This window comes from Sphingobacterium sp. UBA2480, from assembly GCF_002341965.1.
In the GTDB taxonomy this organism is placed as follows: domain Bacteria; phylum Bacteroidota; class Bacteroidia; order Sphingobacteriales; family Sphingobacteriaceae; genus Sphingobacterium; species Sphingobacterium multivorum.
In genome coordinates this window covers 109,164-123,743 of the sequence record NZ_DDPA01000005.1, presented here as the reverse complement: position 1 = coordinate 123,743, position 14,580 = coordinate 109,164, and the positions used below count along the sequence as shown (strand labels likewise).

The 14,580-nt window shown below is 40.4% G+C and carries 11 protein-coding genes and 1 tRNA gene; 7 read left to right on the top strand and 5 right to left on the bottom strand.

What is annotated here, in order from left to right; genetic code table 11:
• Nucleotides 1-32 precede the first annotated feature (32 nt).
• Nucleotides 33-3,089: a DUF5107 domain-containing protein gene (locus B3600_RS10665; protein ID WP_286752916.1), complete on the top strand. Its 3,057-nt coding sequence runs from the start codon at nt 33-35 to the stop codon at nt 3,087-3,089.
• 47 nt (nt 3,090-3,136) lie between these two features.
• Here B3600_RS10665 and B3600_RS10660 read toward each other — a convergent pair.
• Together B3600_RS10660 and B3600_RS10655 are read right to left on the bottom strand one after the other, a co-directional pair.
• Nucleotides 3,137-3,210 (bottom strand) — tRNA-Pro (locus B3600_RS10660).
• 155 nt (nt 3,211-3,365) lie between these two features.
• Nucleotides 3,366-3,929, bottom strand: a complete 564-nt coding sequence (locus B3600_RS10655; protein ID WP_046674238.1) for a porin family protein — start codon at nt 3,927-3,929, stop codon at nt 3,366-3,368.
• Nucleotides 3,930-4,278: 349 nt separating this feature from the next.
• Between B3600_RS10655 and B3600_RS10650 the strand changes: the two genes are divergently transcribed.
• The 3 genes from B3600_RS10650 to B3600_RS10640 are packed head-to-tail and all read left to right on the top strand — an operon-like array spanning nt 4,279 to nt 7,616.
• Entirely contained in the window at nt 4,279-4,812 is a 534-nt protein-coding gene (locus tag B3600_RS10650; protein ID WP_115047582.1) for an RNA polymerase sigma-70 factor, read from the top strand.
• Nucleotides 4,809-5,777, top strand: coding sequence for a FecR family protein (locus tag B3600_RS10645; protein ID WP_286752915.1), 969 nt, complete (start codon nt 4,809-4,811; stop codon nt 5,775-5,777). Before B3600_RS10650 ends, B3600_RS10645 begins: the two co-directional genes overlap by 4 nt.
• Before the next feature lie 48 nt (nt 5,778-5,825).
• Nucleotides 5,826-7,616: a hypothetical protein gene (locus B3600_RS10640; RefSeq protein WP_286752914.1), complete on the top strand. Its 1,791-nt coding sequence runs from the start codon at nt 5,826-5,828 to the stop codon at nt 7,614-7,616.
• Between the two features lie 128 nt (nt 7,617-7,744).
• On the opposite strand, the gene B3600_RS10635 is transcribed toward B3600_RS10640, so the two are convergent.
• The 3 genes from B3600_RS10635 to B3600_RS10625 form a co-directional block, all read right to left on the bottom strand.
• Nucleotides 7,745-8,194 (bottom strand): KTSC domain-containing protein, encoded by a 450-nt coding sequence (locus tag B3600_RS10635; protein ID WP_070567345.1) that lies wholly within the window; start codon nt 8,192-8,194, stop codon nt 7,745-7,747.
• A gap of 55 nt (nt 8,195-8,249) precedes the next feature.
• A complete protein-coding gene (locus B3600_RS10630) occupies nt 8,250-8,471 on the bottom strand; it encodes a VF530 family DNA-binding protein (RefSeq protein WP_046674232.1) in 222 nt (73 codons plus the stop codon).
• A gap of 82 nt (nt 8,472-8,553) precedes the next feature.
• Nucleotides 8,554-9,072: an NADPH-dependent FMN reductase gene (locus B3600_RS10625; protein WP_070567343.1), complete on the bottom strand. Its 519-nt coding sequence runs from the start codon at nt 9,070-9,072 to the stop codon at nt 8,554-8,556.
• A 215-nt stretch (nt 9,073-9,287) separates the two neighbouring features.
• On the opposite strand from B3600_RS10625, the gene B3600_RS10620 reads away from it, so the two are divergent.
• From B3600_RS10620 to B3600_RS10610, 3 genes are all read left to right on the top strand, one after another.
• Nucleotides 9,288-9,845 (top strand): RNA polymerase sigma factor, encoded by a 558-nt coding sequence (locus B3600_RS10620; protein WP_046674230.1) that lies wholly within the window; start codon nt 9,288-9,290, stop codon nt 9,843-9,845.
• Between the two features lie 189 nt (nt 9,846-10,034).
• Nucleotides 10,035-11,135, top strand: coding sequence for a FecR family protein (locus tag B3600_RS10615; RefSeq protein WP_115047588.1), 1,101 nt, complete (start codon nt 10,035-10,037; stop codon nt 11,133-11,135).
• Between the two features lie 169 nt (nt 11,136-11,304).
• Complete coding sequence (locus tag B3600_RS10610; protein ID WP_286752913.1) at nt 11,305-14,580, top strand: SusC/RagA family TonB-linked outer membrane protein; 3,276 nt, start codon at nt 11,305-11,307, stop codon at nt 14,578-14,580.

Here is a 14,580-nt window from a genome sequence, read left to right as displayed (position 1 = left end):
TTGAAATTATGAAATTTTTAATTAAAACACGAATGAAAAAGTGGATTATGCTCTGGGCCATGGGCAATTGCGTGCTTGGTGTTTTTGCGCAGCATCCGGCAAGGGTGTCAGAAGTTAAGAAGCGTTATACAACCTATCCATTTACGGATCCGGATCCAATAGCCTCAGCCCAAAAATTGTACCCTTATTTCCGTTTCGACGGTTTTACGAATACCGCGGTTGAAAAGGATTGGAATACCGTGATTTTGGAAAACGATTACATTCGGGTACAGGTGATGCCCGAGATCGGTGGGAAGATTTGGTCAGCTTATGATAAAGTGAATAAACGGGACTATATTTACAACAATGGCGTTGTAAAATTTCGGGATATTGCGATGCGGGGTCCGTGGACAAGCGGTGGTATCGAAGCTAATTATGGGATTATAGGACATACGCCCAACACCTCTACACCGGTCGATTATCTTACACGGGAGAACGGGGATGGAAGCGTAAGTTGCTTTATCCACGCTTATGATATGTTGAGCCGCAGTAACTGGACTTTAGAAATTAGACTGGAAAAGGACAAAGGTTATTTTTCAACACGTTCTTTCTGGTCTAACGCCAATGCAGTCGAACAACCTTATTATACCTGGATGAATCTGGGCGTCGCAGCAGGACAAGATCTGAAGTTTTTGTATCCTGGAAACCACTATATAGGGCATGACGGTGATGCACATGCCTGGCCTATTGATAACCAGGGCAGAGACCTATCTAATTATAAGGAAAATGCTTTCGGTAGTTCTAAATCGTACCATGTATTGGGTGCACACAGTAATGCTTTTGGGGTTTACTATAATGATCATAACTATGGCATGGCCCGTTATGCGCTCCGTGAAGATAAATTAGGGAAGAAGATATTTCTTTGGTCTCAGGCTGGAGATGGGAAGATTTGGGAGAATTTATTGACCGATGAGAGTGGGCAATATGTGGAAATCCAAAGTGGGCGCCTGTTCAATCAAAATGTTCCTTCGAGTAGCTCGACTCCGTTCAAGCAACTTGGTTTTGCTCCCTACCAAAGTGACAGCTGGACGGAATACTGGATGCCATTTTCAGGAATAGGCAAACCGAACGATATTCAACTATCGGCAGCGATCCGGATGAAACAGGAAAACGATCAGATTCTATTGGATATTGATCCGAAGCGACCTTTGAACGATAGTATCTATGTGCTTGATAGCGTAGGTGTCGTATTAAATAGAAGTTTTATTGTGGCTAAATTGGGTGAACCTACAAAATTCTCTTTGCAGGTAGCTGCTGTATCAAAACCGAGTTATCTTAAATTGGGACAGGATTATTTTAATCTCAGAACGGATGAATCTTGGTCAAAATTGAATAGACCCACTGTCATCTCAACGGAAGTAAGCTCAGATACCAGTCAGACCAAATTATTGGAGATACGTGACCTTATTCGCTTTAGGCAATATACACTAGCGGAAGTCAAATTACAAGAATTGGCTCAGCAAGCGCCTAGTTCGCAGGCCTATCTTGAAATGGCTAAGCTGGCCTGGTTTAAAATGAATTATCAGCAATGCTATACCTATGCCCGGCAGGCATTGGCTATGGATGCTTATGATGCTCAGGCAAATTATTACTATGGTTTAGCTGCGATCAAACTAAAAAAAGAGAATGATGCCTTAGATGGTTTTGAAGTCGCTTCATTAACCCCGGCTTGGCGAAGTGCTTCGTATGTACAAATGGCCAAATACTATTATCGGATCAAGCAATATGATCGTACGGAGAATTATAGCGCAAAAGCTTTGATTGCCAATCCGCTCAACATCGACGCTTTGCAGATGAGCTTGTTGGTACAACGCAAAAAAGGGGGCGTCATAGATACTCTTTCCCGTCGGACCATTCTCCAATATGATCCGTTTAATGCCTTTCTCCAATTTGAAGAAAAGAAGGCCGTTTTGTCCAGGCAGGAGTTTGCGTCCGAAAAACGGATGGAGCTGGCGATATGGTATGCGGACCTTGGCGAGTTTGAGTCTGCGGCCGATCTGCTCAGTTCGGGGCAGAAGAATACGGAAGCCTTACTTTGGCTAGCTTGGCTGACACGATCGAACAAGTCGATCAGTCAGGGCTGGTTGACGCAGGCAGAACAAAGTAAACCCAATTTTGTCTTTCCTTTTCGAGAAGAAAGTAATGGTGTATTTGAATGGGCAAAGGATAACAGCAAAAGCTGGACTATCGATTACCTGTCGGCATTATTGTACCGTTTCAGAAATCAAGCCCAAAAAGCAGGAGAACTCCTGTCAAGCGTGGAGCAGGAGCCAACAGATTTCGCGGCCTATTATGCATTGAAATCAAGCTTGCAAGATACAAGCCGTAATGACCTGGCTGTACAAATGATGGAGCAGGCAACACGAGTAGATCCACAAGAATGGCGATATGGACTACATTTGGTGGAGCTCCTAAATAATAGTAAGTCTTATGAAGAAGCGCTTCGGGTAAGTGCGGCATATCATCGCAAATTTCCAAAAAATTATATACTAACACTGGCACATGTACGTACTTTATTGTTAGCTAAAGCTTATGTGCGCGCTGAGGAAGAATTAGGGGATGTGACCATACTTCCCTTTGAAGGAGCGACGGAAGGCCATCGGTATTATGTGCAGACCAAATTAATGTTGGCTTACCAATTTATCTTGGAGAAGAACTATAAAAAGGCAAAGTTGAAGATTGCGGAATCGAGGTTATGGCCGATAAATTTGGGCGTTGGTGAGCCTTATGCCGAGGAAAAAAATGAACTATTGGCTGACTGGCTTGAGCAGCAGGTGCAGCAAAAAGATAAGCAAGGGAATAGTGATCTTCTGAAAAAAATTGTCCACAGTAAACCATCAAAAAACAGGTATGAGCTGATGCTTCGTCAACGTGCAGAAGAGCAGTTAAAGCTGTCGAAAGGGGAGGAAGCTGTGAAGCGGGATGATTTAAAAGGAATGAGTCTGTCGGATCATGACCTTGTAAGTCAGATTAAGGCGGGGGACCTTGCAGGCTATTGGCCTATATTGATCCGAAAAATATATTTTGAACAAGATCAACGGTTGTTCTGATGACTGTAAGGGGAATGAGATGGATGAGTTGTCATAAAAGTAAAAAGTCGGGATGGCCGGATTTGAACCGACGACCTCCAGCACCCCATGCTGGCGCGATACCGGGCTACGCTACATCCCGTTTATTCTGATCGAACGGCCGCTATGAATAGGACCATGATTAAGAATAATTTTTTGTAGCGCTAAAATAATAATTATTGACAAAAAATAAAATATAATTACGAAAAAGCGCCATTCGATTTTTAGAATGGCGCTTTGTGTACTACGAGATGCTGCTTAGAACTTATAACCGACCATAATGCCGATTGTTTTATTTTTTGCATCTAAGGTTTTGTCTACACTCGTAAAACCGTGGCTATAATAAGCATCTAAGGTGAGGTGACTGATGTCTACACCAATACCCACACGACCATCAAATGAAAATTTCTTATAATCGGTATTTGCACTCGACTTGACTGTTTTAACATCATAGTTTAACTGAGGGCCCAATAGTCCCCGGAGGTTGAAGTCGCCATTTTCCAAAAATTTATATCCTACTTGAAGGGGAAGATTGATCTGATAAAATTTAGGCGTTTTCTGTCCGTTTTCGAAGTTATATGCTTTGCGTAAAAGACTGGCACCGATTCCAGGCTGAAAGAATACACGATCTCCAATACGTGCAAATCCTGCAACTGATACGCCAACTTTGCCGTTATTATCTTTGACAGACTTATTGCCAAAGGAACTCATATGATAATTGCTTCCGACTTGCAGCCCATAAGTGATGTCCTGTGCCTGTGTAGTACCTGTTAATCCCAATAATGTCAATCCCAGCAGGGCTACTTTGAATGTTGTTTTCATTGTCAAATTATTTTTGTTATCAATTGTATATTGTTCTTTCCTTTATGACAACGGAAAAACTGTATACCCTTAGAAAAAAAATATTTTATAAAATAGATGACTTACCTTTAGTGATAAAAATAGCTTTTCTATACTTCTTCTCGGGTGAATCCCATTTTTCAGATGGGAAATGGATTGTGCTTGTTGTCGTATTGATATGAAAAGATTTCAGAATAGGTTCGACTTAGGGATTTGCGATCACCTGATTCAGGTCATTGAAGCTGATAAAAAAATGAAAAATTTGTAAGGGTAACAATCTATTAGGATGTCTTACTAATAGAGCGGATTATTTAAACAATAGAATTGATCAATGTCGGAAAATAAAGAAAAGAATTTTGAGCAGCTTTTTCGCACACATTACAAGGAGTTACATCGTTATGCCTATCGATATCTAGGTGATAGTGATGTGGCGGAAGAGGTTGTGCAACAGGTGTTTTTGCGGCTTTGGGAACGCGATTGGGAGGAGCAGATACATACTTCATTAAAAGCTTATTTATATCGGGCTATTTATAATGAAAGTATGAATGTGCTAAAAAAGGAGCAACGAAAGCTAAAATATCAATCACATGAGCAGCATAGACAGGATTTTGCGCCTGCAGTTGATGAAAGTACACGGGATTTGGACGAAAGACTCCAGATTGCCTTGGCAGAATTACCCGAAAAAAGTCGGACGGTTTTTGAGTTAAGCCGTTTTCAGGAAATGAAGTATAAGGATATCGCAGTAACCTTGGATCTGTCGATAAAGACTGTTGAGGGACATATGAGTAAGGCGCTGCGACATTTGCGTATTGAACTTGTGGATTATTTAACATTGATTATTTGCTTTCTAATCTATAGGCTATGAATAAGGAACTGTTAGAAAAATATATCGTTGGTGAGACCAACGAGGTAGAGAATACCATGATAAAAAATTGGTTGGAAGAAGATGCCAACAATAAGGAGGAATACATAAAAATGAAAAAAATGTGGGATAGTTTGCCGAAACCCCTAGATGTTCCTGATGTGGATGTGGATAAGGCTTGGGCTGACTTCAAAGTGGTACGAGATAAAAGAGCGTCAGAAGCTGCGTCGTTACCCCAAAAAATGACTCCTGTGAAGCAATGGAGCTGGTGGCTCGCCGCGAGTATCTTGATACTCTGTGCAGTAGGATTCTATGTATTTGATCAGTCGCATCGTGAAGAAATGTTTCTTTCGAGCAGGGATCAAGTGCGCCAAGATTCCCTTCCTGATGGCTCGGTTGTTACACTAAATAAAAATACATCGCTGGCTTATTCAAGTCGTTGGACCAATAAAAATAGAAACGTGACTCTGGAAAGAGGGGAAGTGTTTTTCCAGGTTCACAAGGATAAAAAGCACCCCTTTGTCATTGAAACAGGTAAAACCAAAATCACGGTATTGGGCACAAGTTTTAATGTGCGACGGATACCCGATGCGACGGAAGTTATTGTTGCTACAGGATTGGTCAAAGTGAGGTATGCAAATAAGGAAGTCTTTTTGCGGCCACAACAAATGATTACGATCCGGGACAGGGATACGATAAAAGTAGGAAAGGAACCTGTCAAAGATCAGTTTTATAAATACTATGTGGATCGTGTATTTGATTTTCAGAATACCCCATTGAAACGTGTTGTCGAGGTGCTCAATCAAGCTTATGATTATACGATTATTATAGATCATTCTCCTGATCAGAAATTGTTATTGACAGCAAAATTCGAACAAAATAGTTTAACTGAAATTTTGAAAGTCATTTCTAGCACATTTGGATTAAAAGTTCATGTGAAAGATAGGGAGATTCATCTGACGAGATGAGCCAACAAATAGATATATTTTCGGAACAAAATTGTATATAAAAACAACATGATACTATTTTTTATAAAAAGGATAGAGCTTTACCTCTTCATTTTAATGCTGTGTTCGTTCCATTCGGGACGAGCACAGCAAAAGCTTGCTGTAGAGATTCAGATGCCTGCTTTTGCGGAGACCACAGTAGGTGAAATCTTTCAGCTTTTGAAAGAGAAGGAAGATGTATTGTTCTCTTTCAATGGAAATATTTTACAGACAGACAGTGTTATTCATACCAAGCCTTTTAAAGGAAATTTGTACGATTATCTAGATGGGATTTTGGGAAAGGAATATTCTTTTAAAGAACTGGGCAGACATATTATCATTCAATATACACCACAACGGATGTCGGTAGATTTTGAAGTACAAACACCCACTAAGAATAAAGTGGTTATAACAGGTTATATCAAGAATATTCGAACCAACAGCCCGATTTCCAATGCGAGTATCTTTGATCGAAATGCTTTACTGTCTACATTGACGGATCAAAATGGCTACTTTGAACTAGATGTAAAGAAAAGGAGTAATCTCATTGCCGTGAATGTGAGTAAGGAAGCTTTTCGGGATACCAGTGTTATGGTGATTTTTCCGATAGAAGCGAAAATTGGAGATAAGAAGACGCGTGATTATGGCTATTTTGAGGGTTATGAAGAAGATCATGGTCTTTATCGATCGTTTTGGGGGCGGGTGTTTCTCTCGCCTGCCCAGAAGATCCAAAGTATGAATTTAGGAGGAATGTTTTTGTATAGTCCATACCAAATTTCGATGACACCGGGATTAAGTACGCATGGTTTTATACGCTCGCAAATTGTGAATAAATTTTCCATCAATATCATTGGTGGATCTACGGCGGGCGTAAAAGGTATGGAACTCGGTGGCGTATTTAATATCAATCAATACGATATGCAGGGTATGCAGATGGCTGGGGTGTTCAATGCGGTGGGCGGAAATGTGCGTGGAGTGCAGCTCGCTGGTGTAGGGAACCGTGATTTCGGAGGAATGACGGGGCTACAAATGGCAGGCGTTTTCAATGGCGTAGGTGGAAATGTAAGTGGGGTACAGATCGCTGGTGTGGGAAACCATGTTGTCGGGCAAGTAAAAGGTCTGCAAATAGCAGGTGTTTTCAACAAAGCAGATACGGTGAGAGGAGTTCAGATTGCCGGAGTTGTAAATTTGACGAAAGATGCTTCTGGAACGACACAGCTTGCCAGTATACTTAATCATAGCGAATCGACTGTTGGAAATCAAATTGCAGGCCTCGCCAATAAAGCAAAAAAAGTAAAAGGAATTCAATTGGCCGGTATCGTCAATATCGCGGATAGCAGCGATTATCCCATTGGTCTGCTCAATTTTATTAAAAATGGCGAGAAAAGTCTTTCAGTAGCAATTAATGAAGATAGCTACCTCGGACTGCAATTTCGTTCAGGTGGTCGTGTACTTTATAGCCTATTATCGATCAATGTGGCACCTGAAGGTAATCGACCTGATAAATATGCCTTTGAAGCTGGGTTAGGAGCTGTAGTGCTCAATGGGGCTAAATTCAGTCTCCGCACTGAAATAACAGCGCGTAATCTTCTGACCGAGAAATTTAAAATGCTGGATAACCATCAGTCCTCGCTGCGGGTAATTCCGGCCTTTAAACTAAGTGAGCGCATGTCTATATTTGTCGCTCCCAGCCTTAACTATGCAGAAAGAGATGAGAATTCAATTTATGGTGGCAGTACGGTGTGGAAAGCTTGGCGAAGAGACCGTACACGAAATACATTTTATGGCGGTGGAATGGCAGGTCTGATGTTAAAATTATAAAACTGAAAACTATTTGTTAATAGTGTTGTTCTATAGATAGCTTTTAAACATTTAACATTTTACGTAAACGCCCAATATCAATTTGATAGCGGGCGTTTATCTTTGTATAGCTGATTGGAGAACAGTGTTTAAGCGACTGTCGCAGTCTTTAATACATTACGGTAAGGATAAGAATGGAAGATGTGTCTGCGGGCAAATCGACCTAAAGAATCTGCGTTGACAAATTTAATATAGTCATTCCGCTGAACACCAAAATATTCATATTGACTACCATCGTGAAAAGTGACTGTCAATATTTGTCCTTTCCAGTCAATATCCTGAATACCCGAATTGGTAATTGTCTCCGTGTAGATTGGTAACTGTTGCTCTAATGTTTCCGGACAAATGCTTACCAGAAAATGGTATGCTTCGATCATTTCAACACTTTTTTGCTCTGCAGCCAAACGACCTTCTTCATCATTGACAAATTTATCGGGATGACATTCTTTCATGATTGTCCGGTAAGTAGATTTTAGGGTTTTAAGATCCACAGATTTATCTACATTAAGTAACTTCCGGTAGTCGGCAATTTTTTTCATGGCGGCAAAGATATGCTTAATAATCAGATTATTCGCTATGAAATAAGAAATTTTCTTATTTCTTCAACAAGGTTTTTACATAGAGTTGCTCGACCTTCTCTCTTGCCCAAGGTGTTTTCCTTAAGAAAGTTAGGGATGATTTGACGCTCGGATTTTCATTGAAGCAACGGATGGATATGCGTTGTCCCAACTCTTCCCAGCCATAATACTCCACTAAATATTCAATAATGGTGTCGAGTCTTTTTCCGTGTAATGGATTATTAATTTGTTCTTGCATGTCGTAAAGATAATAATCTTCAAATTATGGATTATGCTAATTTCTATGGTTTGAATGAAAATGGAACAGAACTTAGTGTGTATTAATATTCATTAAGTTGTGTGGCCAGCTTTTCTAGATCTAAATTGAGCTGTTCGTCCCAAATTGCTCCCGTAGCATCCAGCTTTCCTTTGACTCCTTGTATGAGTAGATTTCTTTTTTCGTCAATTTGAGCTCCTAATCCCTGCAGGATACGCTGTAGTTCGACATGCGCTGTTTCGCCTTGCGCAGCAGCAGTAATGATACTAACGGGCTTATCGGTGAAAACCGTCGTTGCGGCGCACCATTCAAGTAGATTTTTTAATCCACTGGGTACGCTGAAAATATATTCAGGGCTGCTGATCAATACTAAATCGGCGTCATTGATTACCTGGCGAAGTGCAATAATTTCAATAGGTGGATGAGATTGGCTCTCCTCTGGATCAAAATGAGGCAGTTCTTTAAGACGATCAAATAGGGTGAAATGGATATCGGCATTGATCTCCTGTTGGAGGTGATTTACAATATGATGATTGGATGAATGTGCACTGGCGCTACCAACAATGGCAAAAATAGTTTTCATGTGAGTTTAAATCTAATCAACGGCTGTATACTGCTGCTGAGTTTTTACTTTTTATATTCTTAATTTAGGAACTAAATTACACTATTCAATTCAAACGATTGACTTTGTTCTTCGCTTCAATGTAATTTTTCGTTTCTTTCTCCTTTTACCGATTAAGTTTATACTTTTGGAACTGAGGACTTATATTAGCCTTTTTTCGGATTATATGCTTTATTATGAGAAATAAAATGGGGTACCGCTTATTGTGGGAACGTATTCGTACTGGAGACGAAACGGCTTTCTTTGACCTATATGCGGCACTCTATCAAGAGCTTGTCAATTTTGGAATACGTACATGTGGCGATAGTGACCTGGCAAGTGAAGCAACCGATCAGGTATTTGTGAAAATTTGGGAAAAACGAGAACAGCTTGACCGGGTCGAAAATGTACAGTCCTATCTCATTACTTTTTTAAAAAGACGTATTCTGCGTTTGCTGGAGAAACAACATAAAATAAATACAGCCCTTCAACATGTAAAAGCTGAAGATGATTGGGTGGAGATGCCCTATGAGGAGTTTGTCATCAAAGTACAGACGAATGAAATCATACAGATCCGTTTGAAAGAAGCACTGGAGAAGTTATCATTTCGTCAAAAACAGCTGGTGAATCTCAAGTTCTTTGAGGGATATTCGTATGAAAAAATCTCAGAAATTACACAAATGTCTGTAAAGACAGCCTATAATACGCTTTACGATGCTTTGAAAATCCTACGGGAAGAGTTAAAAGATATTTAAGTTTAACCTGTTGTGGTTCCTTTGCAGATCCAATAATCGTTTAGCATGCGCTGAAAACTATTACAGAATGCTATTCTTGTATTCTTTATTTAAAATAAAAATCTGAATTTCAGTGTTTTATGAAATATTTTGAATTTTCTTTAGGCAAAAGAACGTCTTTTGGGCACTATAGAGTAAATACCCAAAAGAATGAGCCAAAAAGATTATAAACAGTTAGAAGATTTTTTGATTGACGATACTTTTCAAAAGTATTGTTCGGGAGAAGATAAAAACTGTATTCTGTACTGGCAACAATATAGCCTGAACCATCCAGAACAAGCGGAGACGATTCTGAAAGCCAAACGCCTCTATCAACTCTTGGTTGGCAATCGTCGACCTGTGAATGAGCAATTGGAAAAATTGAAGACAGATCTGCAGAATGTTCCAGTGGAGCATCAGGCATCCTTTCGGTTTAACTGGCCCAAATGGGCAGCCATTGCCGCTGTACTTGTTGCATTGGTATCGGGCGGAGTTTGGTATTATGCTCAACCCGGTAAAGTTGATTCCTCATTGCCAATAAGCGCAATCGGCCAAGTGTATCAAACAAAAAATGGGGAGAAAAAGACCTTCGAATTAAGTGATGGAAGTACAGTAACGCTAAATTCTGCGAGTAAATTAGAGTTGTCCGCAGATTTCAATCAGGAATTGCGTGTGGTGCGGCTTGCTGGTGAAGGCTATTTTCAGGTAGCAAAGAATAAGGAGAAACCTTTTGTGGTACAGGCAGCTGATTTTGATATCAAGGTACTGGGGACAACATTCAATGTAAAGAGTTATTCTGATGAACCTACAGCAGAAGCATTGCTAGTGGAAGGCTCTATTGAGATGACGAGCAAAGGGCAGCGTGAAAATTCTGTTGTCATAAAACCGAATCAAAAAATCACGATCTTTAAGAATCAAACTGAAGTAGCAATCGCTCGTAAAACCAATAAACCAAACGCGAGCAAATTACCGATTAAGGAAATTGCCATAGAGAATATCCCTACAATAGAATCCAATACAGCTGAAATACCAGACATTGCGTGGCGTGAAAATAGATTAGAAATCGTGGACCAAGATTTTGAATCACTTCGTAGAACACTGGAACGTTGGTATGATGTGGATATACAAATCCAAAATGATCAATTAAAACAATATCGCTTTACGGCAACCTTCAGCAAGGAAGGTATTGTTCAGGTATTAAGTGCTTTACAGGAAGTTGAACCTTTTAAATTTAATGTATATGGGAAAAAAATAACTATATCAGAAAAGTAAAAAGGATGGTGGACCAACACCATCCTTCATTGAAAAAATGATTAACCAAAAGCAGCAACATTGGGGCGTGCTGCTTAATATTAATTTTAACCAACACTAAAATATGATTAAAAATTGCTTATTGCAAATGCGCAATGGATATATTGTGCATTTTAGATTCATTATCCGGATGAAACTAGCCTTAATTATGACTACGTGTGCTGTTATGAATGTTTCGGCAAATGTATTTTCCCAACAAAAAGTCTCCTTGGATGTCCAAAAAACAAAACTGAGCAAGGTACTTAAAATGATCGAAGAGCAAAGTGATTATTACTTTGTCTATAATTCGACGAACGAAAATTTAAATAAAGAAGTGTCAGTCAATGCGAATAATACCAAGGTATTGGATGTATTGGCTAAGCTTTTCAATAAAAGTGGATTGGTTTACTCCGTTTCTAAGGAAGGTCTTGTGGTTGTCAGTCAACAACAGCAGGTAGCTGTCGCAGGTGTTGTCACGGACGATAAGGGCAATCCCTTAGCTGGTGCCACGGTACGTGTTAAGGGAACCGCGGTGGGGCGGGCAACAGATATCAATGGACGTTTTACGATCGATGCGGCAACTGGAAACACCTTGATTATTTCTTTCGCAGGTTATACGTCGCAAGAAGTCGCCGTCACCAAAGAGGGGGATCTGAAAATTGTTTTATTGGAAGACAATCGGATGCTCAATGAGGTTGTTGTGACGGCATTGGGTATGAAGAAAGAGAAACGCTCGTTGGGGTACTCTGTTACGCAGGTTGCCGGTGAATCACTAACCACAGCCCGTGAAAATAATGTGATGAATTCACTTGTCGGAAAGGTGGCCGGATTGGATATCAGTTCTACATCTGGTGGGGCTGGAGCTGCGTCCAATGTGACCATTCGTGGGGTATCAAGTTTGAACCAGACAAATCAGCCATTATACGTAATCAATGGTATCCCCATGGAAAGTAAACCAGTAGGAATTGGAAATGCTAATTCCAAGGGAAACTCAGGAAGCCAATGGGATAATGCACCCGATCTTGGTGATGCGATCGGCAATATCAACCCAGACGATATTGAAAGTATTTCGGTTCTAAAAGGTGCGGCAGCATCAGCATTATATGGCTCAAGAGCGAAAGCTGGTGTTATCCTCATTACGACAAAATCAGGTAAAGGTAATTCGATCGATTTCAATAGTAACCTTGTTGCCGAGCAGATCATTGACAACACCAATTGGCAAACAGTGTATGGTCAGGGGGCGAACGGTGAGAAGCCAACAACCCAAGCAGGAGCGGCCCAAGTGGGCGGATCGAGCTGGGGAGCTAAATTGGACGGTTCTCCCGTAGTCCAATTTGACGGTGTATCAAGACCATATTCATTACAAAAAGGGAATTTAGATAGGTTTTATCGTACGGGTTCAACATGGACAAATACGCTGGCATTAAATAAATCATTTGATGGCGGCTCTATCCGTCTGTCGGGAACAGATGTCAATAACAGATCTGTTGTTCCAAATTCGGGACTGAAAAGACAGTCGTTTAATTTGGTCGGACTTTTTGAACCACTCAAAGGTTTGACGATTGATGCGCGTTACAACATGATTTTGGAGCAGGTCAAAAATCGTCCAATGGTTTCTGACGGTGCAGGAAACGCCAATTACAACGTTATGTTTTTGCCAACGAGCATTAATGTCAATGATTTGAAGCCATGGAAGGATGGCAATGGAAAAGAGATACTCTATAATTCAGGCAATGTGTATGCGACCAACCCTTGGTTTGCTGCAAATGAGTTTATCAATAACACCAATCGTGACCGCTCCATAGCCTCTGTTACGGCTAAATATACGATGGGCAACGGTTTGTTTGTTCAAGGAAGAGCGGGACGGGATGGCTATACTGATCATTATAAAAATGTATTGCCTTCTGGTACGGGTTATTATGAAAATGGTAAAATCGCTGAACAAGAAACCAAATTTGCGGATATTAATGCGGATGTTTTGGTTGGTAAGTCATTCACTTTCGGAGATTATACCCTGACGCCTAATCTCGGAGCGAGTTACAGAAATACTAAAATCAGACAAACGACAAATTTGGGTACCGACTTCGCGATATTCGGTGTTTACAATATTTTGAATGCAAAAAATAAATCGGTAGCGTATCTCGAAAGCGAATCGGAGACACAGTCTACTTACGGTACCTTAGAATTTGCTTATAAAGATGTCGCCTATCTGACAGGTAGTTTGCGCTCTGACTGGTTTTCTACGCTAGCAACTCCGGGCGTGGATAATAAATTGAACTCGGTTTATCCAGCAGTTTCGGGATCATTTATCTTTTCAGAATATCTAAAGCCATCGTGGTTGAGTTTTGGAAAGTTGAGGGCAGGTTTTGCTCAGGTAGGGCAGGCAACAGATCCTTATCAAACCTTGCTAACCTATAATTTTAGAAGCGAGGTACTCAACGGTCAACCGTTAGGGGTTATTAACAATGTGAATATCCCGAACTCTTCCTTGAAAGCTTCTACAGCAACAGAGTTGGAAATTGGAACGGAGTTGCGTCTTTTTAATGATCGTGTAAACTTGGATCTAACCTGGTATAACAAGAAGTCGAAAGATGAGATTTCTTTTATCACAACCCCTTCAGCAAGCGGGTACGCCGGTGCCGTACTCAATGCCGGAAAGATGCAAAATAAGGGATTTGAAGCGTTGATTTCTGCTACTGTTGTTAAAACCGAAGATTTTAAATGGGTGTCTTCATTGAATGGTTCTTACAACGACAATAAAGTGATTTCATTGGCTGAAGGAATGGACGAACAGACGGTAGCAACGTCCCGTTCGGGTGTAGGTTACTTAATGAATAAAGTTGGTATGCCTGCTTTTCAGATCATGGCTTTCGATTATAAGTATGATAGCAATGGCGAGATCGTAAAATTGGCTGACGGTTCTCCTGACCGGGGTGAGTTAAATTCTTATGGTTCAGCTATGAATAAATGGTTTGCAGGTTGGAACAATGAATTTAACTACAAAAGGTTTAATTTCTCTTTCTTGATTGATGGAAAATGGGGTGGAAAGCTTTTCTCAGGAACAGACTACTACGGTTACATTTTTGGATTGCATCAGGAAACTGTGGCAGATCGTGAAAGCTTGGGTAGAACGGCCTCTACTTATTATACCAATACAGCGAATAATGTATCCAAGATATTTGTAAACAGCGCTGATTTTGTAAAGTTGAGACAGGTCGTTATGGGGTATACTTTCCCTTCCAACTTATTCAATAACAAAGTTAAGTCAATTACGGTAAGTGCTGTAGCGCGCAATCTCTGGACGATCATGAAGAAAACAAATAACATTGATCCAGAATCGAGCTATAATGCAACTTTCCCGGGTTTAGAACTCGGCGGTGTTCCAGCAGTGCGTACTTACGGTGTTAATTTAAGTGTTAAATTCTAA

Bases quoted from the DNA above. Each gene is read 5' to 3' on its own strand.
- B3600_RS10665 (WP_286752916.1), top strand. From the start codon at position 33: ATGAAAAAGTGGATTATGCTCTGGGCCATGGGCAATTGCGTGCTTGGT.
- B3600_RS10655 (WP_046674238.1), bottom strand. From the start codon at position 3,929: ATGAAAACAACATTCAAAGTAGCCCTGCTGGGATTGACATTATTGGGA.
- B3600_RS10650 (WP_115047582.1), top strand. From the start codon at position 4,279: ATGTCGGAAAATAAAGAAAAGAATTTTGAGCAGCTTTTTCGCACACAT.
- B3600_RS10645 (WP_286752915.1), top strand. From the start codon at position 4,809: ATGAATAAGGAACTGTTAGAAAAATATATCGTTGGTGAGACCAACGAG.
- B3600_RS10640 (WP_286752914.1), top strand. From the start codon at position 5,826: ATGATACTATTTTTTATAAAAAGGATAGAGCTTTACCTCTTCATTTTA.
- B3600_RS10635 (WP_070567345.1), bottom strand. From the start codon at position 8,194: ATGAAAAAAATTGCCGACTACCGGAAGTTACTTAATGTAGATAAATCT.
- B3600_RS10630 (WP_046674232.1), bottom strand. From the start codon at position 8,471: ATGCAAGAACAAATTAATAATCCATTACACGGAAAAAGACTCGACACC.
- B3600_RS10625 (WP_070567343.1), bottom strand. From the start codon at position 9,072: ATGAAAACTATTTTTGCCATTGTTGGTAGCGCCAGTGCACATTCATCC.
- B3600_RS10620 (WP_046674230.1), top strand. From the start codon at position 9,288: ATGAGAAATAAAATGGGGTACCGCTTATTGTGGGAACGTATTCGTACT.
- B3600_RS10615 (WP_115047588.1), top strand. From the start codon at position 10,035: ATGAGCCAAAAAGATTATAAACAGTTAGAAGATTTTTTGATTGACGAT.
- B3600_RS10610 (WP_286752913.1), top strand. From the start codon at position 11,305: ATGAAACTAGCCTTAATTATGACTACGTGTGCTGTTATGAATGTTTCG.